At 39.5% G+C, this 24830-nt stretch carries 26 protein-coding genes and 1 riboswitch; of the genes, 20 read left to right on the top strand and 6 right to left on the bottom strand.

The genetic code is table 11. From position 1 onward, the window contains the following. The first annotated feature begins 20 nt into the window (after positions 1 to 20). The 4 genes from ACKVDP_RS10610 to ACKVDP_RS10595 all read left to right on the top strand — a co-directional run bounded on the left by ACKVDP_RS10610 (position 21) and on the right by ACKVDP_RS10595 (position 3454). Positions 21 to 557, top strand: a complete 537-nt coding sequence (locus ACKVDP_RS10610) for a GNAT family N-acetyltransferase (RefSeq protein ID WP_409228826.1) — start codon at positions 21 to 23, stop codon at positions 555 to 557. Positions 558 to 625: 68 nt separating this feature from the next. Beyond that, a riboswitch (cyclic di-GMP riboswitch) is annotated at positions 626 to 711 on the top strand. Positions 712 to 820: 109 nt separating this feature from the next. Then, a complete protein-coding gene (locus ACKVDP_RS10605; protein WP_409228825.1) occupies positions 821 to 2647 on the top strand; it encodes a stalk domain-containing protein in 1827 nt (608 codons plus the stop codon). 131 nt (positions 2648 to 2778) lie between these two features. Beyond that, a complete protein-coding gene (locus tag ACKVDP_RS10600; protein WP_409228824.1) occupies positions 2779 to 3153 on the top strand; it encodes an AbrB/MazE/SpoVT family DNA-binding domain-containing protein in 375 nt (124 codons plus the stop codon). Between the two features lie 10 nt (positions 3154 to 3163). Continuing rightward, complete coding sequence (locus ACKVDP_RS10595) at positions 3164 to 3454, top strand: type II toxin-antitoxin system RelE/ParE family toxin (RefSeq protein WP_409228823.1); 291 nt, start codon at positions 3164 to 3166, stop codon at positions 3452 to 3454. Positions 3455 to 3485: 31 nt separating this feature from the next. Here ACKVDP_RS10595 and pdxA read toward each other — a convergent pair whose 3' ends face one another. The 6 genes from pdxA to ACKVDP_RS10565 all read right to left on the bottom strand — a co-directional run bounded on the left by pdxA (position 3486) and on the right by ACKVDP_RS10565 (position 8482). Next, on the bottom strand, positions 3486 to 4475 hold the full coding sequence (gene pdxA / locus ACKVDP_RS10590) for a 4-hydroxythreonine-4-phosphate dehydrogenase PdxA (protein ID WP_409228822.1): 990 nt from the start codon (positions 4473 to 4475) through the stop codon (positions 3486 to 3488). 93 nt (positions 4476 to 4568) lie between these two features. Then, entirely contained in the window at positions 4569 to 5366 is a 798-nt protein-coding gene (locus ACKVDP_RS10585) for an ABC transporter permease (RefSeq protein ID WP_409228821.1), read from the bottom strand. A 15-nt stretch (positions 5367 to 5381) separates the two neighbouring features. Continuing rightward, positions 5382 to 6188, bottom strand: coding sequence for an ABC transporter permease subunit (locus tag ACKVDP_RS10580; RefSeq protein WP_409228820.1), 807 nt, complete (start codon positions 6186 to 6188; stop codon positions 5382 to 5384). A 12-nt stretch (positions 6189 to 6200) separates the two neighbouring features. Continuing rightward, entirely contained in the window at positions 6201 to 7082 is an 882-nt protein-coding gene (locus ACKVDP_RS10575) for an ABC transporter ATP-binding protein (RefSeq protein ID WP_409228819.1), read from the bottom strand. Further along, a complete protein-coding gene (locus ACKVDP_RS10570) occupies positions 7079 to 7693 on the bottom strand; it encodes a TetR/AcrR family transcriptional regulator (RefSeq protein WP_409228818.1) in 615 nt (204 codons plus the stop codon). Before ACKVDP_RS10570 ends, ACKVDP_RS10575 begins: the two co-directional genes overlap by 4 nt. 156 nt (positions 7694 to 7849) lie before the next feature. Further along, on the bottom strand, positions 7850 to 8482 hold the full coding sequence (locus tag ACKVDP_RS10565) for a hypothetical protein (protein WP_409228817.1): 633 nt from the start codon (positions 8480 to 8482) through the stop codon (positions 7850 to 7852). A gap of 188 nt (positions 8483 to 8670) precedes the next feature. Between ACKVDP_RS10565 and ACKVDP_RS10560 the strand changes: the two genes are divergently transcribed. The 16 genes from ACKVDP_RS10560 (at position 8671) to ACKVDP_RS10485 (ending at position 24812) form a co-directional block, all read left to right on the top strand. Further along, positions 8671 to 9264, top strand: a complete 594-nt coding sequence (locus tag ACKVDP_RS10560) for a type IV toxin-antitoxin system AbiEi family antitoxin domain-containing protein (RefSeq protein WP_409228816.1) — start codon at positions 8671 to 8673, stop codon at positions 9262 to 9264. A gap of 110 nt (positions 9265 to 9374) precedes the next feature. Then, a complete protein-coding gene (locus ACKVDP_RS10555) occupies positions 9375 to 9788 on the top strand; it encodes a hypothetical protein (RefSeq protein ID WP_409228815.1) in 414 nt (137 codons plus the stop codon). Positions 9789 to 9880: 92 nt separating this feature from the next. Beyond that, entirely contained in the window at positions 9881 to 10720 is an 840-nt protein-coding gene (locus ACKVDP_RS10550; protein ID WP_409228814.1) for an ADP-ribosylglycohydrolase family protein, read from the top strand. A gap of 229 nt (positions 10721 to 10949) precedes the next feature. Continuing rightward, positions 10950 to 11711, top strand: coding sequence for a LamB/YcsF family protein (locus ACKVDP_RS10545; protein ID WP_409228827.1), 762 nt, complete (start codon positions 10950 to 10952; stop codon positions 11709 to 11711). 13 nt (positions 11712 to 11724) lie between these two features. After that, the gene (locus ACKVDP_RS10540) at positions 11725 to 12921 is read left to right on the top strand and encodes an NRAMP family divalent metal transporter (RefSeq protein WP_409228813.1); all 1197 of its coding nucleotides are present in this window, start codon (positions 11725 to 11727) and stop codon (positions 12919 to 12921) included. Positions 12922 to 12932: 11 nt separating this feature from the next. Continuing rightward, positions 12933 to 13682 carry a 5-oxoprolinase subunit PxpB gene (gene pxpB, locus ACKVDP_RS10535; RefSeq protein WP_409228812.1) on the top strand — a complete coding sequence of 250 codons (750 nt, stop codon included), beginning with the start codon at positions 12933 to 12935 and terminating at the stop codon, positions 13680 to 13682. Next, positions 13672 to 14697, top strand: coding sequence for a 5-oxoprolinase/urea amidolyase family protein (locus ACKVDP_RS10530; protein ID WP_409228811.1), 1026 nt, complete (start codon positions 13672 to 13674; stop codon positions 14695 to 14697). The genes pxpB and ACKVDP_RS10530 overlap by 11 nt, the downstream gene beginning before the upstream one ends. 165 nt (positions 14698 to 14862) lie before the next feature. Continuing rightward, complete coding sequence (locus ACKVDP_RS10525; RefSeq protein ID WP_409228810.1) at positions 14863 to 15753, top strand: dihydrodipicolinate synthase family protein; 891 nt, start codon at positions 14863 to 14865, stop codon at positions 15751 to 15753. A gap of 224 nt (positions 15754 to 15977) precedes the next feature. Next, complete coding sequence (locus ACKVDP_RS10520) at positions 15978 to 16565, top strand: hypothetical protein (RefSeq protein ID WP_409228808.1); 588 nt, start codon at positions 15978 to 15980, stop codon at positions 16563 to 16565. Positions 16566 to 16588: 23 nt separating this feature from the next. Continuing rightward, positions 16589 to 17185, top strand: a complete 597-nt coding sequence (locus tag ACKVDP_RS10515) for a DUF5105 domain-containing protein (RefSeq protein WP_409228806.1) — start codon at positions 16589 to 16591, stop codon at positions 17183 to 17185. Between the two features lie 93 nt (positions 17186 to 17278). After that, positions 17279 to 19504, top strand: a complete 2226-nt coding sequence (locus ACKVDP_RS10510) for an AAA family ATPase (RefSeq protein WP_409228805.1) — start codon at positions 17279 to 17281, stop codon at positions 19502 to 19504. After that, positions 19491 to 20759 carry an McrC family protein gene (locus ACKVDP_RS10505; RefSeq protein ID WP_409228804.1) on the top strand — a complete coding sequence of 423 codons (1269 nt, stop codon included), beginning with the start codon at positions 19491 to 19493 and terminating at the stop codon, positions 20757 to 20759. Before ACKVDP_RS10510 ends, ACKVDP_RS10505 begins: the two co-directional genes overlap by 14 nt. Before the next feature lie 118 nt (positions 20760 to 20877). Beyond that, on the top strand, positions 20878 to 21297 hold the full coding sequence (locus ACKVDP_RS10500; RefSeq protein WP_409228803.1) for a hypothetical protein: 420 nt from the start codon (positions 20878 to 20880) through the stop codon (positions 21295 to 21297). 198 nt (positions 21298 to 21495) lie between these two features. Continuing rightward, complete coding sequence (locus ACKVDP_RS10495) at positions 21496 to 22149, top strand: type I restriction-modification system subunit M N-terminal domain-containing protein (RefSeq protein WP_409228802.1); 654 nt, start codon at positions 21496 to 21498, stop codon at positions 22147 to 22149. Positions 22150 to 22295: 146 nt separating this feature from the next. Further along, positions 22296 to 23600 (top strand): hypothetical protein, encoded by a 1305-nt coding sequence (locus ACKVDP_RS10490; protein ID WP_409228800.1) that lies wholly within the window; start codon positions 22296 to 22298, stop codon positions 23598 to 23600. Between the two features lie 225 nt (positions 23601 to 23825). After that, on the top strand, positions 23826 to 24812 hold the full coding sequence (locus ACKVDP_RS10485) for a DUF6017 domain-containing protein (RefSeq protein WP_409228799.1): 987 nt from the start codon (positions 23826 to 23828) through the stop codon (positions 24810 to 24812). Positions 24813 to 24830 lie beyond the last annotated feature (18 nt).

Here is a 24830-nt window from a genome sequence, read left to right as displayed (position 1 = left end):
AATTTGACCGGAGGCGGCCCATGAAAGAGATAGAATTGAAAGACGGAAGTAAAATGATCATAAGAAGGGCGACAAAGGAGGACGCACCTCCCATAATCAGGTACCTGCAGCAGGTTGGTGGAGAATCCGACTTCATTACCTTCGGGCGGGGTGAGTTTGAAAAGACCGTTAAGGAGGAGGAAAGGTTCATCGAGAACATCTCAAGCCAGAAGAATGCCCTCTTTATCCTTGCGGAAAAGGATGGAAGGATCATCGGCAACCTAAGCTTTGCAGGAGGGCCGAGAAAAAGGGTCGAGCATGTGGGTGAGTTCGGAGTGACTGTCCTTAAGGAATTCTGGGGCATTGGAGTAGGGAAGGCCCTGATCCAGTATCTTATCGATTGGAGCAGGGACACGGGGATAATCCGAAAGATAAACCTCAGGGTAAGGTCCGACAACTTCTCAGCAATATCAGCATATGAAAAGCTGGGCTTTATCCAGGAGGGAATAAGGACAAGGGACCTTTGCATAAAGGGGGAATTCTTCGACTCAATCTGCATGGGACTGGAAATTGATTGATATTGATCAGGAAAATGAATTGTTGAGCTGATTTTTTGGGTATCAAGTAATCAAAGCAGAATATACTTTAGATGAATGGGCGCCTTGATTTTGGAGTCCATTAGATGGACGCTTGACTCCAAATGAGCGAATAGCGAAACCGACCTTTTATTTAGGTCGGTTTTTTTGTGGATAGAATAATAGGGCCAAGAGCAGAACAAGGATTGGGAGGTGAGAGGACAAATCAATTATGAGTATTTATTAAGAGAAAAGGAGGCAGAAAAATGAATGCCAAATGGATTAAAAGGATTTCATTTTTACTTGTTCTGGGGCTGCTTTTGATGAATCTACCATACCTTGCAGCCTTTGCAAATGAACAGGAAGAAAAACCCATAAGCATAATAGTAAATGGGAATGAGGTTACATTTGACAGTCCCCCAATAATTGAGGATGGAAGAACCCTAGTCCCTCTTAGGGCCATATTCGAAAGCCTTGAGGCTGATGTTCAATGGGACCCAATAGAAAGAAAAGTGACCTCAACCAAAGGAGACACCACAATAGTCCTGTACATAGGGAATAGGGAGGCATGGGTGAATGGAGAGTCAGTTATCCTTGATGTTCCTCCAAGCATTGTAAATGGAAGGACTCTTGTACCGGTTAGATTTGTAAGCGAATCCTTTGGAGGAGACGTCAAGTGGGATGGTATAGAACGGATTGTGAGGATTACAACTGATATGGCCGAAGCTGAAACAGGGCTGAATATTCCCGGATTTAACTTGTCCCAGACAGATCTGGCACTACTGCCAAACTGGGTCAAGGAGGGGATCAATCGATCTTTAATAGACAAGGAATACGATTCGGCCAAGATATACCTTGATTCGTTGTCCGTCCAGAAAGGTGTGAGTATAGCTGATGTAAGACCTGCAGGCCAGGACGGCATTATAAACTTTGAACTGCACAGGGGTATTATCATATGGGACACCGGATGCGATTACTCGCCCTATGTCACCTTCCAGGGTAATCAGAGCAACACCGGAGGCTGCGCAGGTAGGACCATGGTTCACATCATGAATATCCTAAAGGAAATGGAGCACCCATACACACCTGATGTCTCCTTCTGGTATCTTCACAGCAGACAGGAGCAGTTGGCCGATGGAGGGCCTGTGGACTCCAAATCCTTGCTACAGAACAATGGACTCTGCCCTGAGGCTTACGCACACACTGACTATGACAAAGCAGTTAAAATAACAAAAGCTGATGGCAGCATCTACTACGATTACAGCAATATGCCTCAGCCAAACGGATGGACCAACTCCCTGGCAAAATACTATCGTATGATGGAAAGCGAGGAATTTGAGCCCACCATTGAAAACATCAGGTATGGATTGAGGAATTATGGACCGCTGCTTGCAGCTGGATGGCTCTACAATATACAAGGTGAGGAGCCTAATGAACAGCACGCAGTGACTGTAGTGGGATATGATGATAATACAGAGACCGTAAAGTTCCTCAACAGCTGGAGTGACTTGTGGGGACCAACCGAGAATGGGTATTTTACACTTTCATACGATGACCTTGCGGAAAACTTCGAGTTTATGAGATTCTACCTGGTAATCCCTGTGGAGCGTGTTGGATCAGACCATGACTTTTCCGCAAGGATCCATATTGAGACAGGACACTTTTCAAGGAACAAACTCAAAGTTACAATAGGCACAGGTACACAAAGTCCCCTTGTTGTTTGGGATACTCCCAATGAATCAGTGTTCATAGACTACAGCAAGACCCTCAAGCTGGATGTTCCTTTACCATTCTATGCTGAAGAGCATTGGCCGCCTGCAAAGGGAATGCATTGGTATATTGAGGTCCAGAACACATCCACATGGGACACCGCAGAAATCAAGGCGCTGACCCTTGCAAGGCTTAAAAAGGACTCCAGTGGAAAACACAGCGTTGAGACATTCCCATCCAAGGATACGGGAACTGTTCTTCAACCTGGAGAGACAAGGAAGTTCTTTATACCGAACGTAGAAATGCTGGATATGATTCCAATTGACCCAACCTTTGATCCAATTACTTTACCTTTTGAACCAATTACATTTCCAATAAGGTAGACACTAAAAGGGCAGTCTGAAACTTTCGGGCTGTCCTAATGAATACCCCAAAATATGTCATTGACAATATTAAGGGGTTAGCTTATCCTAAAAGTAAGGAAACAAAGAAAATTTACTTTCGGAGGTGCTTTATGGAGGCCAGGAAACCTGGAGATATTAAAAAATATGATAAAAAGAGAATCAAGATTTCATCCAAAAGACAGATTACAATCCCTGCCAAGTATTATGATGCACTTAAGATCGACAAGGAAATGGAGTGCATCTATACTGATGGAATGCTGATACTCCTACCCATAAGGAATGAAAAATCAGATTTTGCAGAGGAAATATTAAGGGATCTGATAAGCCAAGGCTATAGTGGAGAGGAGCTTCTGAAGGAGTTTAAAAGAGTAAACAGAAAGGTTCGTCCTGCAGTTGAAAAGATGATAGAAGAGGCTGACCAATTGGCCAGAAAAGTAGCTGAGGATTACGTGGATTACACAGCTGATATTTTTGATGAAGAATAGGAGGTTGAGCATGCTTCCTATTGTATATATGCCAGCAGCTGAAAAGTATTTTAAGAAATTAAAAGATAAATCACTTAAAGAAAAATTCAAGATAGCTATAGAGGAAATTAGAAAAAATCCATATTATGGGAAATATAAAAAAGGTGATTTGGAAGGAATAATGGCAGTCGATGTTTATCATAACAAGACAAACTATGAGATTGCTTATAGGGTTTTAATGCTTGAAAATGGTGAAATTATTGTAATAATAATGGCAGGTACAAGAGAAAATTTTTACAAAGAACTTAAAAGATATCTATAGAAAAAATCCTATTTGAGCAATAGGATTTTTTCTATAGATAAGTAAGTGCATACTCCCCAGCCAGCCTGATTGCTTCAATCATGCTGGCTTCACTGACAATACCCTTGCCTGCAATATCAAAGGCTGTCCCGTGGTCCACTGAGGTCCTTAGGAAGGGCAAATTGTTTGTGATTGAAACCGTCTTTTCGAAATTAAGCATCTTGGCTGCGATATGGCCCTGGTCGTGATACAGGGATATGACAGCATCATATCTTCCGATGGCTGCAAAGTGGAAGACCGAATCGGCAGGAAGGGGACCCACCACATTGTATCCTTCATCAGCTGCTCTTTTAATGGCAGGCTTGATCTCATTCTCCTCCTCATCCCCAAAGAGTCCATGCTCTCCACCATGAGGGTTAAGTGCTGCAACTGCAAGAATAGGATCCTCCACGCCAAGTCTCTTAATAGCTGCAAAGGATCTTTTTATCATTTCGTAGACCCTATCATCAGTGACCATTTCACAGGCCTTTCTCAGGGACACGTGTCTTGTGAGGAAGAATATCCTTAAGCCTTCAACCTGAAACATGGTCAGGGGATTGGTGACGCCAGTAAGCTTTTCAAGCATTTCAGTATGACCGATATAGGGTACATTGGCAGCCCTAAGTGACTCCTTGTTTACAGGTGCTGTTGCAATGGCACTTACCTTTCCATCCAGGGCAAGCTCCACAGCTTTTTCAATGTACTCAAAGGCCGCTCTCCCGCAACCTCCGCTGACCTTTCCACGGATAAGACTTTTCATGTCAACATTATCGATGTTTATCATGTTTACTGACCCATCCTTGTATAGAAATTCTTTTTCATCAAGTACATTGATATTCGCATCCAGTCCACAAATACCAAGAACTTCCTCCATCACAGCCCTGCTTCCAACCACAACAGGCCTGCAAAGCTCAAGGATTCCTTTATCCATTAGTGCCTTTGCAATTATTTCAGGGCCAACCCCTGCAGGATCTCCCATGGTAACTCCAATTATTGGTTTCATAAATATCCCTCCCTAGCAATGCACTCATTAGAATCAGCTTGTGCTTATAATTTGATTATATTGCATAATTGCAACAAATCAAATGGATTGATTCTAAATAAGGTCCCGCTTTCCAAGCCTCTTGACAGCAAGGAGCATCAACCCTCCAACCAAAATGGCTGAAAGAGCTAGATAGAGAGGATCAAACCCACCTTCAGCCAGGGAAGCAAGATTGAAGTATCTGACAGGTGAAAGAAAGTTCAGGTGATCCAGATTGCCAACAAACTCTATTGAAAATGCAATGGCATAAGCGATAATCAGAACCATAAAGCCTCCAAGCATGCCTTTTCTGAAGTGTCCGGTTATGGACCCAAAGAACATTCCAACAGCTGAAAAGATTATTTGCGTAAAGAACATTCCAATTGTTGAGGTGACTATATGTGGAATTAAGCTTGATCCATCGGCAATGAAAGGCACAAGGAATATCACGGTACCCACAGCCGTTAGGATTGCAAATACAGCATTTATTATCAGAACCACTACACCCTTTGAGAGCAGTACTGTCCTTCTGTCATAGGGCTTGGTGTATATGAAGTCAGCATAGCTATCTTTTTCATCCCTTGAAACAATATAGTATCCGATGTAGACCGCCAAAGCAAAGAGTACCAGCTGATACCAGTAGAACATGCTGGCGTATCCCCCAAGAGGAGTGCTGATGGGGAATGCATCCACACCAAACATGATCTTGACGATTCTTGGGAAATCTGCAACAGTGGTTTCAAGCATATCCATCTGGTTTTGAAGACCCTTGAACTCGATCCCTCCAAAGGCAGCTGTAAGGATGAGGATAAAGGACCAGATAAGGATAAGCTTTCTTTGGAGTCTTAATTCCTTAAATATTATTGATTTCAATTCACACACCTCCCTTTAGACGGTAATAAGATCCTTTTTCCTGAAAATGAAGTAACCAGATGAGATAAAGGCTATTACAAGGAAAAAGAGCCAGTATACAAATCTCATATCGTAACCACCAAGGCTTGCAATTATCGATCCTCCAAAGAATTTGGGAGGCGATAGAAAGAGTAACCAGTCAAAGCCCATGGTTGCGGCAAAGGTCCCGATTACAACAGTAATAAATACAACAGTCACTGAAAGTAGTAGAGGTCTTCTGTTTCTTGGCCATATGACCCCAACAAGTATTCCCAGGGCCAGGTATATTGCCTGGAGCATAATAAGTGAAAAGGCAATATGAAGAAACATCCACATCTCAAACCCCTCCGGTAGGTTTATCCTTAGGGCTCCGTAGGATGATACAAAGTACACGATTCCAACTGTAAACACCCCCACTGATGCTGCAAACAGCTTCGCCAGGAACACTTTGCCCCGGTCCAAGGGTTTGGTGTAAATAAAATCAGCTGACTTACCAGCAAAATCCTTGGTATTGACCGATAAGCCCACATGCATGGCAAGTACTGATGCAGCCAGTGCAAAAAACCATCCGTTGAGGAATCCGTACATGCCGATTGGCTTGGACAGGAACTCAGCACTCATATCGACAGCCTGAAGGAACTGATTATCTGAAATGACCTGCTCTAGCTGTTGGCTGTCAGAACCTACGCTTTTTCCAATATCCATATATACTGGTACAAGAAGAAACACAAGAACAGCCATCACAAGGGACCAGGCAATAATGAGTTTTTTTATCTGTTTTAGTTCATATTTGAAAACAACCATAATCGTCACCTCCTACTGGTAATAGTGGAGGAAGATCTCCTCCAGTGTTGGCTCTTCAATGAATACATCCCTTACTGGGAATGAGTTGATTTTTGATAGAAGCTCAACGACAGGGCCCATGTATATAAAGGAGGTGTTGCCATTGGAAATGGTAAGGTCAGCAACGCCATCAAGATCCAGATCTTCCCTAACAAGGGGATTCTCAGTTACAATGGATACCTTCTTGTATCCGTTCTTTCGTAGCTCAGTTATGCTTTGGGTATCGATGATTCTACCCTCCTTGATGATTGCAACCTTGTCACACAATTTCTGAACCTCGCTAAGGACATGGGATGAGAAAAGTATGGTTGTGCCCTTTTCTTTCTCCTCCCGGAGAATCTGGAAGAAGGTCTGTTGTATCAGAGGGTCAAGCCCGCTTGTAGGCTCATCCAGAATAAGAAGCTTTGGAGAGTGCAAGAGGGCTGAGATGATTCCAACCTTCTTTTTGTTTCCCATGGAAAGGTCCTCGATTTTGCGGTTCATATCAAGCTGGAGCCTCTCAGCGAGCTCATCCAACCTTGAAGTATTTTTCTTTCCGTACAGTTCTGCTGAGTATCTTAGGAATTCCTTTACTTTCATATTTTCATAATAACTTGGTTCACCTGAAAGGTAGCCTATGTCACCTGCAATCTCTGCGGCATGTTTGATACAGTCCTTGCCAAATATTGTGGCGCTTCCTGATGTTGGCTTAAGGAGAGCCAGAAGGGTCCTGATGGTGGTTGACTTTCCAGCACCGTTGGGACCGATAAATCCGAATATTTCTCCTTCCTGGACTGAAAAGCTTACATCCTCAATACCTCTTTGCTTTCCGTAATACTTTTTGAGATTTTTGATATCAACTATAGGTTCCTTCATAGATACTCCTCCTTGTACAGGTTTTTTCTCAACAATTCTACGGACTCCTTGAATTGATCGATATACTTATCCAAGGTATCCTCACTTTCCAGGGATACATTCCTGGAAAAACCCTCAGCCATCCACACCATCATCCTCAAAACGACCTTCAGGTCAACATCATCCTTGAATTTTGAAAAGTCAATGTCATCAAGGGCGTAGCTGCTTTGAAATGACGCTGCATATTCCCTGTAGGTCTGAAGCTCCTCAGATATCTCAGGATCTGATTCAGATAGCATTGTAGTAAGGAACTTAAGAAAAAATGGCTCTTCCTTCAATACCCCCATCTGCTTCTCTGTGGCAACCTTCATTCTCTCAAAATAGTCCCTGGGCAGATCCTTTTGTATGCTTGTGAGGGGACCTGTTAAGACCTTCGAGCAGTAATGCACAAGATACAGGTAAAGGTCCTTCTTAGTCCCAAAGTAGTGAAACACCATGGACTTGGAGATATCCGCCTCATCAGCAATATCCTTGACAGATGACTTCTTGTAGCTGTTTTCACCAAATACCTTTAATGCTGCATCCCTAATTGACTTTTGCTTATCACCAGGGAGCGATAGAAAATTCTCCATAAACTTCACCTCACCTATATTTCGACCGAATCGGTTTATCTACCTTAACAATACCACTATCGACCGAATCGGTCAATAAACATTTTCGCACTTTACCATGCAAAACAAACACAGAAAAAAGATACCCAACGCAGGGTATCTAAATATAAATAGTTTCTATTCAACTATAACCGTATCCTTGAAATAATAATCCTCACCATCATACACTGAAGAACGGACCTTTAGCTCCTCAACATCAAAATCAATGGCATCATCTATCCTTGAGACAATATCCTCAAATACTGGATCGATTTCATTGCTGTCAATCTTTTCCACATCCCAGCTAAAATCCACCGTATAGCTGTTCATTGCAAGTCTCCTTTGCAGATCTGGCTCAAATACATAACTTGAATTACGATCCTCAAATACATTCATGGTATAGCCCAGATAATCAAAATCAGAACCAAGGGCTTCGGAGACCATTTCGTGAATATAGGATCTGGATCTGACCTCACCGTAGGCATCCTTATACCGCATGGTATTTAGGCTTGTCCTGAAGGTAATGTCAGGATCATCTTTAGGGTAGAGGGTAAACTCAAACTCATTTCTCTTAAAATCAAAGTTGGATTCCTCAACCACAAACTCCTGACCGTACGCCTCTTCATAGATCCTTACAACCTCTCTTCTTTCCTGCCATTTCTCAAAGGGGCTTCCCTCAAGGGCAAGGTAGAGATTTATACCGAAGAACAGAACAATTGCAGTAAGAACACCAAGGGCAAATATAACTATCTTTTTCCAGTTCATCTTCATGGAATCACCACCGTCATTAATAGGATTTGTTGAGATGATTATATCATGAAAGTAGTGTTAAAAAATTTCAAATAGTCTAATTTATTGGGCTATCACAGAGTATTTCATGTTTATATTATTCACAAAATTGACAAACGTGCTAACATAAAATATAATAGTAGCACGAAAGACAAAAGGGTGGTGTAATGATGGATGGTGCAGATATTCTGAGGGAATTAGTGGAAGAGTATAATGGAGTAATTACAACGAAAGCAGCTGAAGAGAACAATATTCATAGAGAGTACTTAAGGGAGTTGGTAAGAGAAGGTGAATTGGAACGTGTCGCCCATGGAGTCTACATCACTCCTGATAACTGGGAAGACAGAATGATGATTCTTCAGCTAAGAAGGAGCAAGATGATTTATTCTCATGAAACGTCACTCTTTTTACACGACCTTACTGATTGGGACCCATTGCAGTATGTTGTGACCGTTCCAAGTGGATATAATCCTAGCCGACTAAAAAAAGATGGGCTTAGAGTTCACACAGTAAAAAAAGATTTATTTAATTTAGGTGTTTGCGAAGTGGAAACAATTTTTGGAAATAAAATCAAAGCATATGATAAGGAGAGAACGATTTGTGATATTTTACGGGACAGGAACAATCAGGATCCTGCAGTAGTGAATGAAGGTGTTAAAAATTATCTAACTAGAAAAGATAAGGATATCAACAAACTGATTAAATATGCAGAGATTTTGAGAATTGAAGCAGTGCTAAGACAATTTCTGGAGGTTCTGTTATGAATACATCAACTCAACTTAAGGCATTAATAAGGAATTTATGTAGGTAAAACATAGCATTTTGGAATAAATTATCCATATTGTGGTATGTTATAGTCAAGAGGTGAAGGGTAATGGACGACAAAAAATACCGTAGAGGAATATTAATATTGTTGGCGATTTTCATGGGATCTGGAATTTGGTGGAATGCACCAACTAAAATAATTGACATTGAACCATCAGAGGTATCCAAGATTACTGTCTTTAATGGGAATACCGGTGATGCCATCACCATAACAGATACAGTTGACACTAAGCATATCATTGATAATCTTAATGAGGTCTCACTTAAGAAGTACAAGGTTTCAGTGGGCTATGTTGGATATTCATTTAGAACCACTATCTATGATATTGATGGTAATGTCTATGATGAACTCTATATCAACTCGGATGAGATTATTCGAAAAGACCCATTTTTTTATCGGGATAACCAAGGTAGAATCGATTACCAATATATCCAAGACCTATTTGACGAAAACATAAATTGACAAAAGACAAAATGCTTTAATTTGGAGTGGTTGTGGGTATAATCAATATGGATGTCATACAAATTAGTACATATTTTTAAGGAGGAATATTCATGCTGGGAGCAATCATTGGAGATATAGCAGGATCGAGATTTGAATGGAAAAACCGCAAGAGCAAGGACTTTCAGCTGTTCAACCATGAATGCAGCTTCACAGATGACACGGTGCTGACGGCAGCTGTAGCAAAGGCGATCATGGAAACGGAAAAGATGGTGGAGCCATCACCGGGAAGATACGGCTTCAGCCAGGAGTATTACAATCTCCTTGGGAAGATGTCAGTAAAATACATGCAGGAGATCGGAAGGAACTATCCCTATGCAGGCTTTGGTGGAAGATACCGTGGCTGGCTGTTCTCAAACAATCCACAGCCCTACAACAGCTTTGGAAACGGCTCGGCCATGAGGATCAGCCCTGCAGGGCTTGCAGCAAGGACTGAAACGGAAGCAATCCTCCTTTCAAAGGCAATAACAGAGGTAACCCACAACCACCAGGATGGATTAAAGGGAGCGGAGGCTACCACCATGGCAATCTACATGGCAGGCCATGGATTCACCAAGGAGGAGATTTCCGAGAAGATCTCCACAGAATACTACCCACTTGACTTTATGATAGATGATATCAGGGAGAACTACTCCTTTGACGTATCCTGCAAGGGTAGCGTACCACAGGCGATCAAGGCATTCCTTGAGTCGGAATCCTTTGAGGATGCAATCCGCACTGCCATATCAATCGGAGGAGACAGCGACACCATAGCAGCAATAGCAGGCTCAATAGCGGAGGCCTTCTACGGAGTCCCAGAGGACCTTAAGAAGGAGGCCCTTGGTTTCCTTGATGATGACCTAAGGGGAATATACCAGGAGTGGGAGGAGTTTCTGGGTAAGTGTGAAGCATAGACAAGCATGCATTATCATATAGTGGTTTGGATTTTATCCCTTGCAATTATTGTTGCAAGGGATCTTTGTTTTGCACGGAAAACCAGCAAAAATATAGAAAAATAATGGGAAAAGTCTAATAATTAAAATATTTCTGTGATATACTATTGTCAATATATTCTGCAAATGTGTAGAATGTGTTATATTTTCGTTTTTACCACATATTTTGGGAGGTGTAATTGTGAAAGCGATGGTAGATTTGAATTCGGATCTTGGAGAGAGCTTCGGAGCCTACAAGATGGGAATGGATGAAGAGGTGCTGAAATATGTAACCTCGGCAAACGTTGCCTGTGGATTCCATGCAGGGGACCCCATGATCATGGGAAAGACAGTCAAGCTGGCAGTCCAGAACAAGGTAATGATCGGGGCACATCCAGGATATCCAGACCTGCTTGGATTTGGAAGAAGAAAAATGGACATCACAAGGCAGGAGGCCAAGGATTACATGCTGTATCAGCTGGGAGCCCTGGAAGCCTTTGCAAAGGCTAACGGAACAACCCTTCAGCACGTAAAGCTACATGGTGCCTACTACAACACCGCAAGCGTAAATGAGGAGATGGCTGAGGGAATAATTGAAGGACTCCTGGAGTATGATGGAAACATTATACTTATGGCCTTAAGTGGCTGCCTACTTGCGAGGATGGCAGAGGAGAAGGGAATAAGGGTTGCCCATGAGGTTTTTGCAGACAGGGCCTACAACAATGACGGAACCCTTGTAAACAGGAAGATTGAAGGAGCTGTAATCCACGACGAGGAACTGGCTCTCCAAAGGATCAAAAGGATGGTCAAGGAAGGCAAGGTTGAAGCCATTGACGGCCAGTTGATCGATATCAAGGCAGACTCAATCTGTGTTCATGGGGACAACCCAAAGGCAGTCCAGTTTGTTAAATTCATAAGGGAGAGCCTTGAGAAGGAAGGAATTGAAGTGGCTCCAATAGGTAAATTCATCTAGAAAGGGGATACATATGGCTAAAAAACCAAGATCAAAAAATTATTCGGTACTCTTAGGTGCGGCGTTTCTGATGGCAACATCTGCAATAGGACCAGGATTCTTGACCCAGTCAGCGGTGTTTACAGAGCAGCTGGGAGCAACATTTGGATTTGTAATACTTACTTCCGTAATACTGTCACTGATTGCTCAGCTTAACGTATGGAGGGTAATAGGTGTATCGGGCCTTAGGGGACAGGACATCGCGAACAAGGTATTCCCGGGACTTGGATACTTTGTGGCCTTTCTTGTAGCCCTTGGAGGGCTGGCATTCAATATAGGTAACGTAGGGGGAGCTGCCCTTGGAATGGAGGTCCTCTTTGGATTCGACCATACAATAGGTGCTGCCATAGCGGCAATAATTGCAATAGTGATCTTCCTTTCAAAGGAAGCCGGTAAGGCAATGGACACCTTGACCAAGATCCTAGGTGGAGCAATGATTCTTCTTGTTGGATATGTTGCAGTCACAACAAACCCACCGGTTGGAGAGGCAGTCGCAAGGACATTTGTTCCTGACCAATTACCTATGCTTGCCATAATAACCCTAGTAGGGGGAACAGTGGGAGGCTATATAACCTTCTCAGGCGGTCACAGACTGATTGATGCCGGCATATCCGGAGAGGAGAACCTGGATGAGATAAACAGGTCAGCCTACATGGGAATGGGTATAGCCACAATTGTTAGGATACTTCTATTCCTTGCAGTACTTGGGGTTGTTTCCAAGGGCTTTGCACTTGATCCAGGAAACCCACCTGCGTCAGCCTTCCAGGAGGCAGCTGGAACAATAGGCTACAAGCTCTTTGGAATGGTAATATTTGCAGCGGCACTTTCATCTATAGTTGGAGCTGCATACACTTCAGTATCATTCCTAAAGACCTTCACACCTGCAATTGGTGACCATGTAAACAAATGGATCATAGGCTTTATTGCAGTGTCCACAATCATATTGATAACAATTGGTAGACCGGCAACCCTTCTTGTAATTGCGGGCTCACTTAACGGCCTTATTCTTCCCGTAACCCTGGGAATAATGCTTGTGGCATCCACAAAGAAGGAGATAATCGGAGACTACAAGCATCCAAAATGGCTCTTTGCACTTGGAATATTGGTAGTCCTTATAACCGCATACCTTGGAGTCATGTCCCTGTCAGGACTAGCGGCTCTTTGGGGATAGGAAGTGATTAGATGTATGATAAAGTCAAATACCTGCCGGCAGGAGACTCAGCCCTTACAATGGAGTTTGGGAATGAGATATCTGTCCAGATAAACAAGAGAATACGAAACACGGTTACTGCAATAGAGAACAACCCACCTGAAGGATTACGGGAGCTGATTCCCACCTACAGGTCAATCCAGGTGATCTATGACCCAATGCTTTCGGACTTTGAGAAGATGGTCCAAGGCCTTGAGGAGGTTATGGGGTCTGTTGGAGAAGGTGGAGAGGACAACTACAGGATTGTTGAGATTCCAACCTGCTATGGTGGAGACTACGGTGCGGACATTGAATTTGTTGCAAAGCACAATGACCTAACCGTGGAGGAGGTTATAAGGATACACAGCTCAACGGACTATCTTCTCTACATGCTGGGCTTTACACCAGGCTTTGGCTACCTTGGTGGAATGAGTGAAAAGATTGCAACACCAAGGCTTGAGGTCCCAAGGACCATCATACCTGCAGGCTCAGTGGGCATAGCAGCCTCACAGACGGGAATCTACCCAATCGACAGTCCTGGAGGATGGCAGCTTATTGGAAGGACTCCAATCAAGCTCTACGATCCCCTGGCTGAGGTTCCGGTCCTACTTAATGCCGGTGACTACGTAAGGTTTAAGCCCATATCAGAGGATAAGTACAAGGAGATTCAAAGGCTTATAAATGAAAACAAGTATGAAGTCAATATAATCCACAATGGGGAGGTGCGTCTGGATGTCCTTTAAAGTACTTAAAGCAGGCCTCTTTACAACAGTCCAGGATCTTGGAAGATACTCCTATCAGAGGTTTGGAATGAGCGTTGCAGGGGCAATAGACCCCTTCTCACCAAGGGTTGCAAACATCCTTGTTGGAAATAAAGAGTCAGAGGCTGTCCTTGAGACAACCTTCATGGGTCCGACCCTTGAGTTCAATTCCTCCGAGGTCATAGCCATAACTGGAGCGGACATGGCTCCAAAGATAAACGGAAGACCGGCGCCAATGTGGAAGACCATCCTTGTAAGACAAGGTGACCTACTCTCCTTTGGAGGGGTCAAGTCCGGCTTGAGGTCCTACATTGCCTTTTCAAGAGGGCTGGATGTCCCGGTTATCATGGGCTCAAAGTCAACCTTCACAAGGGGAAAGATTGGTGGATTTGAAGGAAGGAAACTCTCAGATGGAGACCAGATAGGCTTTGAGAGAGACCTGACCCTTTCCAAGGGATCTTACCTTAAGGATGTACAGATACCAGAGTACAGGAAGGATGATTCTGTCAGGGTGGTTCTTGGACCCCAGGATGACCACTTCCCTGAGGAGTCAATAGAAACATTCCTTTCATCCACATATTCAATAACAAACGAGGCAGACAGGATGGGCTACAGGCTTGAAGGGGAGAAGATCATCCACAAGGATGGAGCTGACATAATCTCAGATGGCATAGTCTTCGGATCAATCCAGGTGCCAGGTCACGGAATGCCAATCATCATGATGGCTGACAGGGCCACAACCGGTGGCTACACCAAGATTGCAACGGTCATCACCCCGGATCTTTCAAAGGTTGCACAGATGGGACCAGGAAGCAAGATCAGCTTTTCAAAGGTCTCTGCTAAAGAGGCTTCAGAGATCTACAGAGAGAATGAAAAGAGGATTGAGGAGATCAGGGACCACATAGCAGCAAGCACCTTCAACCTCAATGAAACAAGATCCATGAACCTGAAGCTAAAGGGAAAGTCCTACTCGATTGAGGTTAACGAGATAGTTTAATTGAAAATGGAGCAAAGCAATCCTCCCGGAGAAAAAAGCGGGAGGATTGTTAAATCACTAAATATCAGAAAAATGAGAAAAACACATAGAAATAAGCTGTAAATCCTATATAATATGAGTAACGGGACTTATAATAAAGTGGTAAAGAAAAAGGAGAATCAGCAAATGAAATGTAAAATCTTAACACCAGCAATAACAGTATTCAATGAAGACGGTAGCATTGATTATGAGGGCAACAGGAAAGTGATTGATTTCCTAATAGACAATGGAGTAGATGGGATAATACCTTTAGGGAGCTCCGGGGAATTCCCTGATATCAGCTATGAGGACAGGAAAGAGTTCCTGGAGCTCTACATAAAAGAAGTTAATAAGAGAGTAGAGATCATAGCTGGAACAAGTTCAATGAATTATGATGAAGTTGTAGAGCTTAGCAATTTTGCCATTGAATGCGGGGCAAATGGGGTTATGATCATCCCACCATATTATTTTGCAATTTCTCAAGACCAGGCGTTCAGATACTACGACAGACTTGCCAATGACATCAGCGGAGATATCTACATTTACAACTATCCAGCCAGGTCAGGCTTTGATATTGAGCCTCAGACTCTGGCAAAACTAGCAAAAAAGCACAAGAACATCAAAGGAATGAAGGATTCCACAACATCAATTGAACATACTAAAAGCTGTATCTACGCAGTTAAGGAACATAGAAATGACTTCGAAGTTTACTCTGGGTTTGACAATCACTTCGTTCCCAATGTAATGGCTGGCGGAAGTGGTTGTATAGCAGCAATATCAAACATCTTACCAGAGCTTTGGGCAGAATGGATAAAGGTTACAAGAGAAGGAAATCTGGATGAGATAACTAGGATCCAAGTAGAAATTGACGATCTTATGCAGCTGTATGGAATCGACAGCAATTTCTCACTTCTTTATAAGAAACTAATGAAAGAAAGAGGTCTAGACATTGAATCAACTACCCTGTTTCCCTTTGATTTGATCGACGACGAAAAGTATGAGAAGGCCTTAAAAATATTTAAGAGGCATGTTAGATAGAATAGTGACTGTGTCACCGAGTCCCTTCCAGGATAAAACCTGGTAGGGACTTTTAAGTTAAGAGAGTTTCAAACACATACATCATCCACTGCTACACCGTGAGCCACTAATATCAGAAAAATGTGAAAAATACCTGGAAATAGGCTGCCAATACGGTATAATATGAGTAACGGGAATTCTAATAAAGCGATAAAGGGAAAATGCGATTTTAAAGGAGCCGTGCCATGAAAACTGATAATGCTAAACCTGATCAACTAATCTATTGCAGCGTGTCCTTCAGCAAGGATGGATACACCTATTATTACAGAACAGAAGATGGCAACATAGAAACAGGAGACAAGGTCGTTGTGCCGGTTGGACCGGATAGGTTCGAAAGGGTAGGGATCGTTGAGGAAATTGAACACTTCCTCCCCCATGAAGTGCCATACCCAATAGACAAGACCAAGTTTATCCTCAGGAAGTGGACCAAGGAACAAAATCAGGATCAAGAGGAATCAAATGTATTCATATTGTGTGACAAGGCAGTTCACTCAACGCAGATACACGTTTGGTGCGAGGTTAAAGATGGGTGTTTGAAGATCTCAGGCCAAGACCTAGGTAGAGACCCTGGGGCTTTCTTTGGTGATAACGAGTACGAATATTTCTATGACTTTGACAGCTACAACACAGAAAGACTCTTCCAGCTGCTATCCAGTGAAGACAGGGATGGTGTTGCGGAGTTTAGGAGACGCTTCAGCGGTAACTTTGGGATAAAGAATCTAAGGGAGTTTTGTGAGGAGAACAAGATCAAGTACAGGTTCTTTTCGTTTTGATGTATGAGGGAAAGGGGTTAGATATGAGAAGATGGTTATCATTAGTTCTAGTTTTCGTTTTGGTTTTTACATTGACTGGTTGCTCAGGGGAGTCACCAGAACAAGCGGTCACAAATGCTATTGAAGCTATAAAGGATATGGATCAGGAAGAGTTAAGTAAATACATTGAGTATGATGAGTTGATTAACACCGACGACTCAACTGAAATGACTGAGCAAGAGGAAGAACAAGCTAAGTCCATATTCAAAAACCTTGAATATGAGATCAAGTCTTCCACTGAAGATGGAAATACTGCAGTTGTAAATGCTGAAATAACAAACATTGATATGGGGATTGTGTTTTCAGAGATGTTTATGGAGATGTTCTCACGAGCTTTTGAGGATGCTTTTTCCTCAGATCCAATGACAGAAGAGGAATCAGACGAGATGATGCAAGAACTTATGACGGAACTAATGGAAAAGCACAAGGACAATACCGTTACCAATACAGTTGCCATTAAACTCAATAAGGTAGACAACCAATGGAAAATTGACTTGGATGATGAATTCCAGAATGCCTTGATGGGAAATCTATTCAATGTTGTTGAGTCCATGGGAGAAGCCTTTGAAGGATTGGAATAATAGATATGTGCCGAAGTGATTATTTTATACCTTTGAAGTTAACTTAAGGTTCATTTAGAAATTATCAGAGTCAATTAAGTGGGAGGACAACGTATGAACAACGAATATAGCTGGATCGAATTTTATGAGGATTTTGCAAATAAATTGCTATCATACAAGAATAGGCAATCAGAGTTATTTGAGATTATTAAAGGTCTTTCTGAAGAACAACCTCTAATGAACTATTTGCATTTTGAACGTGAGGATTGGTGGGCACCCAGAGATTATAGGATAGACCCCTTCTCTGTTATGGGGATTTTTAACCGTGGACTAACTGATTCTAATCGTAAATATCTTGCTGGTATACTGGCGGATACATTTCATATTGATCATCCTACACCTAGTGAATTTACAGGAATACCTTTACTTAATAATATGAACTCATTTTTTGGTGGGACCGATGAATTATGGACTCTATTTATTGAAGCTATAAAAGCTGCAGATTCAAATAGCATTACAGATGAATTTAAATCCGCCTTTAATGATGCAATAGCCGTTACAGGAAACGGCTTAGCATATATCACAATGAGTTTATTCTGGATTAGACCCAATAGTTTTATGACTTTAGACAACAATTCAAGGGACTACATCACAAAAGAAATTGGAATAAAGGTTCCTAGTTTCAAGTGTAGTGGACAAGATTATGTGGACTTCTTAAGTGAACTAAATAATAAGATTAAAAGTCTATCACCAAGTTTAACATTCCCAGAAGTATCACACATAGCCTGGAGTAAGAAAAAACAATCGCTAAATGGAGAAGATAAAAAGCCTGTAGAAAAAAAGAAGGAGTCTAAGATGGTTATATCAGACAAAAATCTAATTCTATATGGACCTCCTGGAACAGGAAAAACTTATAATTCGGTTTACTATGCTGTAGCTATAATTGAAGAGAAAAGTATCTCAGAAGTACTTTTAGAGGATTATGAAAATGTATTTAAGAGGTATTTAAAATACAAAGAAGAGGGCTTGATTGAATTTACAACATTCCATCAGTCTTTTAGCTATGAAGAATTTATTGAAGGTATCCGACCAGTTCTTAATTCTAATGAAATGGCTGAGTTGGAAGGTGAAATTATGTATGAAATACACGATGGGGTATTTAAGAAGTTCTGCGATAATGCAGGAACCCCAATAGAGAGTGGGAAAAACTCTGATTTAGGATTTAGAAAGAATCCAACTGTCTGGAAAGTCTCTCTTGAAGGAACCGGGAATAACCCAACAAGAACAGAATGTATCGAAAATGATCACATCAGAATTGGTTGGGATAATTATGGTGAATCAATTACGGACTCAACTGATTTTACCCAAGAAGGTGGAATAAATGTACTAAATGCTTTTTATAACAGGATGCAGTTGGGAGACATAGTTTTCTCTTGTTACTCAAGTAGAACTATTGATGCAATTGGGGTAGTGACCGGAGAGCCAGAATGGCATGATGAATATCCTAAGTATAAAAGACTTCGCAAGGTTAAATGGCTCGTAAAAGGAATTAGTGAAGACATCGTAGAGGATAATGCTGGTAAGACTATGACTTTGTCAGCAGTGTATAAATTGTCGGTTTCAGTTACAAATGCCATAAAAATACTTAAGCGAATACGTCCAGAATTATTTACTAAAAGCATTAAGATTCCTAATCGAGTATTCATAATTGATGAGATAAATCGTGGGAACATTTCTAAAATATTTGGGGAACTAATTACTCTCATTGAACCGACCAAACGACTAGGAGCGATTGAACAGCAAACAGCAAAATTACCATATTCTGAGCAGGATTTTGGTGTTCCTGATAATGTTTATCTAATCGGAACAATGAATTCAGCAGACAGATCTATAGCTATGATTGATACAGCTTTGAGACGTCGTTTCAATTTTATTGAGATGATACCGGATGCAGATATTCTTAGAGACGTTATTGTAGAGAGTATAGATATTTCACAAGTTTTAAGTACCATGAACAAAAGAATTACTGTTTTGCTAGACCGTGATCATACAATTGGACACTCATATTTTCTACCATTGAAAACTGGACCCACAATTGATACTCTATCAAAGATATTTAAGCATAACATAATTCCACTTTTACAAGAATATTTCTTTGATGACTACGAGAAAATCCAACTTGTAGTTGGAGATAATCAAAAACAAGACCCATCAACTTGCTTCATAATTAAAAAAACAGATAATCAAAAGTTATTTGGGGACACCATAAATGATGTTCCTGAGTATTATGTGATAAATGAAGAAGCATTTATGAGGATAGATTCATATGCATACTTCTAAGAATGTATATGCGATTACTGAATATGGAGGATTTACCAATAACGTAAAGGTTAGAGGTTATGAACGGTTACCTGAGCAAACATTTAGGGCACTAGAAGAGTTCATTTTGACTAATAGAGAAGGTACAAATAGCAATGAATTGTTAACATTATCCTCTAAACGAAATCTGGGGAAATTGATAATAGCGAAAAATTACGTAGGTGTTATCTCAATGACAGATGGCACTGTCATTGAGATATTACCAAAGATTGTTAGTGAAATAATAACCCCGAAAAAAACAAAGGATATTTTTCTTGAGATGCTGGGATATCTGGATGATATGGCTTTTAAAGACTTTAACCTATCACATTTAAATACTGGGAAAATGAACATACTTGAAATTTTTATAAAAATGTTTCTTAGTGAGGTTTCTTCACTAACCAAACAAGGACTTAAATCATCTTATACCACCATCGAAAGCAATGAACGCTTTTATAAAGGGAAACTTGTGACCACACAGGATATTAAACATAATTCAATTATAAGAGATAAATTTTTTGTTAGGTACGATGAATTTAACCTAGATAGACCTGAGAATAGGATAATTAAGTCAACACTGAGACTTTTAATGACAGTAACTAGAGAGAGGTCAAACAGGGTACAAGCGATTAGATTAATAAATTTCTTCGATGGAGTACCATACTCTAAGGATTATGAAAAAGACTTATCAAAATGTTCACTTGATCGGGGTATGAAGCATTATAATAATACATTGACATGGTGTCGGATATTCTTGAAAGGGAATAGTTTTACTAGCTTTTCCGGTAATAAGGTTGCCATTGCACTGCTTTTTCCTATGGAAAAGGTTTTTGAAAGCTATGTAACAAAAAAAATCAAAAGATTAGTAGGGAACAAAGTTGATATGTGGGCACAGGGTAGCCGCTATTGTCTTTTTGATCGTCCTAGAAAAGCATTTTCACTACGTCCAGATATTGTACTAGAAAGAAAAGGAGAAATCACAGTAATAGACGCCAAATGGAAGCTCCTTTCAAGTACACTGAATAATTATGGGATATCTCAAGCTGATATGTATCAGATGTATGCTTATAGCAAGAAATATAATGCTAAAGAAATTATCTTGCTTTACCCAAAATCAGACGCGCCTAATAACACTATAAACTACACTTCCGAAGATGGAGTTAGAGTGAGTATTAAGTTTGTTGATCTAACAGATGCAGATAATAGCATTGCTTCAATTTTGGAAAAAATATTTTAAAGAGAATAGAGTATTTGAAGAATAAAGATGTGGGAGCATACTTATAGTTGTAAATTAAGTTATAAAATTTTTGGAGTTGTTCTAGATGTGAAATAAGAAGGTCTAAAGGAGGAATTACATGAGTTATACTTGTAAATTTAAAATTGGAGAAACTGTGACAAATCAAGAAATGTATAATGAGTTCAAATGTGCAATGATGGGCGGAATGAGGAGATCTAAGCAAACAAATACGTTAGTTATAATCTCTGATTACACAAAAGGATTATATAAGGATAAGTGGTTTGGGGATAGTTTGCACTATACGGGCATGGGGAAGATTGGAGACCAGGATATAAATCGAGCTCAAAATAAAACCCTAGCAAACTCAAAGAATAATGGAGTGGAAGTACATTTATTTGAAGTGTTTAAGCCAGGTAAGTATGTTTATCAAGGCCTTGTAGAACTAGCATCAGATCCTTATGAAGAAATACAGGAAGATGACGAAGGTAATCCAAGAAAAGTATGGATGTTTCCAGTAAAGAAGATATCTAATCGATGAATTTCAAACAATTGGAAGAAGAGTTACTATAAAGATAGTTCTTCTTTGTATTAATATCAGAAAAAAATGAAAATATTCTGGAAATAGCCTATATGTTATGTATAATAGAAGTAATAGGTTGATATATAAAAATGAGGTATATTCTAATATTTTAAGAGATTTATTCAATCAAGACAGTCACAACGTAGGAGGGAAAACATGACAGAGAACACCGGTAATATCGGATTTGAAGAAACCTTATGGAAAGCTGCAGATAAGCTTAGAGGCAGCATGGATGCATCTGAGTACAAGCATGTAGTTCTTGGTCTGATATTCCTAAAATACATATCGGATAAATTTGAGACTAAATACAATGAACTGGTTGAAGAAGGAGAAGGCTTTGAAGAGGACAGGGATGAATACCTGGCAGAAAACATCTTCTGGGTGCCTAAGGAAGCCAGATGGTCCTTTATTATGGATAGTGCAAAGGACACCAAGATCGGCCAGTACATTGACGATGCAATGATCCTTATTGAAAAAGAGAACCCTTCCCTAAAAGGAGTGTTGGATAAGAGGTATGCAAGACCAGAGCTTGACAAGAGAAGGCTCGGTGAGCTCATTGACCTAATATCTACCATAAAACTGCATAACAATGGAGAAAAGGACCTTCTTGGAAGGGTATATGAGTACTTCCTGGGTCAGTTTGCCAGTGTTGAAGGCAAAGGGGGAGGAGAATTCTACACACCAACAAGCATAGTAAAGACCCTTGTAGAAATGATAGAGCCATACAAAGGAAGGGTCTATGACCCATGCTGCGGGGATGGTGTTATAATGATGACACAAGCAAGAAACGTTGGAAATAGAATAGCTTAAGACTTTACCTCTTGAAATTATCCTAATGACCTTTATAAATATTTGAAGTTGTATTTAAGAAGACTAGAAACAAAAACACCTTGGAGCCACGATAATTATAATTTTAGTTTAAAGCTTAGATTTTATTGTTCATAAAAGGAGTGGAAATGATAAATTTATTAAGAATAAAAACAGAAAAAGAGAAGAAGAATTGCATAGAATACTATAAAAAGAATGTTAATACTGATGAATTTAAAGAATATGTAAAATCAAGCAAACTTGTGGGAGATAAGAACCATCGTGAATATATTAAAGAGGAGCATCCAGAATGGTTAAATCGTACGGATTATTATGATAATTCTGTGGTTTCAGGTATAGACATATATGATGTTTTATCAAATAATGGAGTTGGGAAATTATTAAAAAAACTATATGCCCTTTCCAAAAAAGAATATAGTGTGAAAAATTATTATAAAAAGCCAACTTTCATACAAAGATATGATTATATTCGTTTACAATATTCAAGTTCTGGATATGGACAATTTGCAGAAATTATCTTCTTAAATGATAAATATATAGATAGAATTAACATATCTTGGGTTCAGATCAATAATTATTTTGCGCTTTTAGAATATAAGTTTAAATTTAAAAAGTGTTTAGATGATACTTCATATAATAGCTTCATTCTTGATAACATAGACTTAATAAATCGAAAAGACTATTTTAATTGGTATGATATAGATAATAATAGGCATGTATCTGAGTACTATTTAGCTTTAGAGCAAATGCATAAGGAATTTTTTTCTTTAATTTGTCAGCATTATATTACAAGTTTATTATTTAGTGAACAGGGTCAAACTAATCAATTAATTAATTTAACAGGTATGACAAGAAAAGAACCTATTAATGTAAACACATTGTATCTAGGGGATATAAGTCTTTCTTATCATAATAAGAATAATAATTATATAATTTCTTCTGATTTTGAAGAAATTAACCATACTTTAATCGCAGGGAATAATAGGATCCCCCATTTTAGCATTTGTTCATATATTGCAAGATATGGCAATGAATTTTATTACAATTTTTTTGGATATAGGGAACTAAATATATTTGAGCGTGAATTTTCAAAATATACAACAGGAAGAAAAAAGATTTTGTATAATAAAAAGATTAAAGATTTACTTATGAGAATACAAAGCACATCAGAGCAAGAAAATAGGAAAAGCGAAAATTTTTATGAAGAATTTGACAAGAACTGGGACTTTTATATAAGCAACAATAAAACAAAATTAAAAGAATTTCATAAAAACAGAAAAATAGATCACAGAGAGATTTATAGAGAAAACTTTTCCTATCTACAACTGCTATTAGAGATAAATTACACTAAAAGTAATAATATAAACGCTGTTGTGGCTACAATTGCATCTATAATAGCAACTATAATTGCAATTATAGCTCTTGTGTATTAAATTATGAGAGCTTATTGTAATAGCTAGGTGATTTTCTACTCAAAGTTTCTGAAAGAAATAACATTTGGAGAAGGTAGCTTTAATCCTAATGATACCTATAGATATATAATTTATCTTATATGTAACATTGTAAACTTAAAAGACCTTCGGGTCTTTTCTAACTTAAAATACTAAATTTATGAATAAAATTTTTAACAAATAACCAACCACAATGGGGGTGAAAAATTGAACAACATATACAGTTCAGGTAATGAAATTGTAGATGAGGTTGGTAAGATACATTTTACTGGAAATATAGTACCTACAATATGGAATAAAACAATAGTTAAAGAAAATGGCAAGCCACATTGGCTTGCCATTAATATTTTAGCAGACATTGTTTATTGGTATCGACCAACTGAAATCAGAGATGAACAGACAGGAGAATTAATTGGTTTTAAAAAGAAGTTTCAAAGAGACTTACTTCAAAGAAGCTACCAGCAATTAGCAGATCAGTTTGCTATTTCTAAAAGAGATGGGCAGAGAGCTATTGTATTTTTAGAAGACCTTGGTGTAATTAAAAGAGAATTTAGAACTATAAGTGTAGGGGGTACTACTTTAAATAATGTTTTATATCTTGAATTAATTGTGGATAAGTTAAAGACTCTTACATATCCTGTCAAGACCCTCTCACCAGAAAATGTAATAGGGGATTCAGAAAATGGTAAGAGTCTATCGCAGGATTTTGTAAGGCCTATTTCAGAAATTGGCAAGACAAATACAAAGAATATAACAAATATTACTACAAATATTTCTGACATAGACTATCCACTTCAATCATCTAATGAAAATGATAGAAATGATGTGGATAACTACAAGAAAGAAAAAGTATTAGAACTCATTAGAGAAAATGTTGAATATGAATCTCTAATTGTTAGTTATAAACATGATAGAGAACGTATTGATGGGATAATCGATTTAATAGCTGATGTATATTTGCAAACTAGTGGAACTGTAAAAATTAATGGTCAAGATAAGCCACTAGAAATAGTAAAAAGTCAGTTTATAAAGATTAACTATTCTCATTTGGAATATATTTTAAATTCTCTAGATGAAAATACTACTAAGATTAAGAATTTAAGAAATTATCTATTGACTACAATTTACAATGCACCAATGACAATGGCTCAATATTATCAATCTTGGGCAAGCAATACCCTTTATGGAGATTGATAGTAAAAGGAAGGAGGG

Origin of the sequence: Gudongella ferriphila (genome assembly GCF_046224405.1) — a bacterium.
GTDB lineage: Bacteria > Bacillota > Clostridia > Tissierellales > Tissierellaceae > Gudongella.
This window is presented reverse-complemented; position numbering and strand designations above follow the sequence as displayed.

Coding starts and splice junctions, on each gene's coding strand:
- ACKVDP_RS10580 (WP_409228820.1), bottom strand. CDS start 6,188: ATGGTTGTTTTCAAATATGAACTAAAACAGATAAAAAAACTCATTATT.
- ACKVDP_RS10550 (WP_409228814.1), top strand. CDS start 9,881: ATGCTGGGAGCAATCATTGGAGATATAGCAGGATCGAGATTTGAATGG.
- ACKVDP_RS10570 (WP_409228818.1), bottom strand. CDS start 7,693: ATGGAGAATTTTCTATCGCTCCCTGGTGATAAGCAAAAGTCAATTAGG.
- pdxA (WP_409228822.1), bottom strand. CDS start 4,475: ATGAAACCAATAATTGGAGTTACCATGGGAGATCCTGCAGGGGTTGGC.
- ACKVDP_RS10575 (WP_409228819.1), bottom strand. CDS start 7,082: ATGAAGGAACCTATAGTTGATATCAAAAATCTCAAAAAGTATTACGGA.
- ACKVDP_RS10560 (WP_409228816.1), top strand. CDS start 8,671: ATGGATGGTGCAGATATTCTGAGGGAATTAGTGGAAGAGTATAATGGA.
- ACKVDP_RS10495 (WP_409228802.1), top strand. CDS start 21,496: ATGACAGAGAACACCGGTAATATCGGATTTGAAGAAACCTTATGGAAA.
- ACKVDP_RS10505 (WP_409228804.1), top strand. CDS start 19,491: ATGCATACTTCTAAGAATGTATATGCGATTACTGAATATGGAGGATTT.
- ACKVDP_RS10530 (WP_409228811.1), top strand. CDS start 13,672: ATGTCCTTTAAAGTACTTAAAGCAGGCCTCTTTACAACAGTCCAGGAT.
- ACKVDP_RS10565 (WP_409228817.1), bottom strand. CDS start 8,482: ATGAAGATGAACTGGAAAAAGATAGTTATATTTGCCCTTGGTGTTCTT.
- ACKVDP_RS10520 (WP_409228808.1), top strand. CDS start 15,978: ATGAAAACTGATAATGCTAAACCTGATCAACTAATCTATTGCAGCGTG.
- ACKVDP_RS10605 (WP_409228825.1), top strand. CDS start 821: ATGAATGCCAAATGGATTAAAAGGATTTCATTTTTACTTGTTCTGGGG.
- ACKVDP_RS10490 (WP_409228800.1), top strand. CDS start 22,296: ATGATAAATTTATTAAGAATAAAAACAGAAAAAGAGAAGAAGAATTGC.
- ACKVDP_RS10600 (WP_409228824.1), top strand. CDS start 2,779: ATGGAGGCCAGGAAACCTGGAGATATTAAAAAATATGATAAAAAGAGA.
- ACKVDP_RS10595 (WP_409228823.1), top strand. CDS start 3,164: ATGCTTCCTATTGTATATATGCCAGCAGCTGAAAAGTATTTTAAGAAA.
- ACKVDP_RS10510 (WP_409228805.1), top strand. CDS start 17,279: ATGAACAACGAATATAGCTGGATCGAATTTTATGAGGATTTTGCAAAT.
- ACKVDP_RS10555 (WP_409228815.1), top strand. CDS start 9,375: ATGGACGACAAAAAATACCGTAGAGGAATATTAATATTGTTGGCGATT.
- ACKVDP_RS10610 (WP_409228826.1), top strand. CDS start 21: ATGAAAGAGATAGAATTGAAAGACGGAAGTAAAATGATCATAAGAAGG.
- ACKVDP_RS10545 (WP_409228827.1), top strand. CDS start 10,950: ATGGTAGATTTGAATTCGGATCTTGGAGAGAGCTTCGGAGCCTACAAG.
- pxpB (WP_409228812.1), top strand. CDS start 12,933: ATGTATGATAAAGTCAAATACCTGCCGGCAGGAGACTCAGCCCTTACA.
- ACKVDP_RS10540 (WP_409228813.1), top strand. CDS start 11,725: ATGGCTAAAAAACCAAGATCAAAAAATTATTCGGTACTCTTAGGTGCG.
- ACKVDP_RS10515 (WP_409228806.1), top strand. CDS start 16,589: ATGAGAAGATGGTTATCATTAGTTCTAGTTTTCGTTTTGGTTTTTACA.
- ACKVDP_RS10500 (WP_409228803.1), top strand. CDS start 20,878: ATGAGTTATACTTGTAAATTTAAAATTGGAGAAACTGTGACAAATCAA.
- ACKVDP_RS10525 (WP_409228810.1), top strand. CDS start 14,863: ATGAAATGTAAAATCTTAACACCAGCAATAACAGTATTCAATGAAGAC.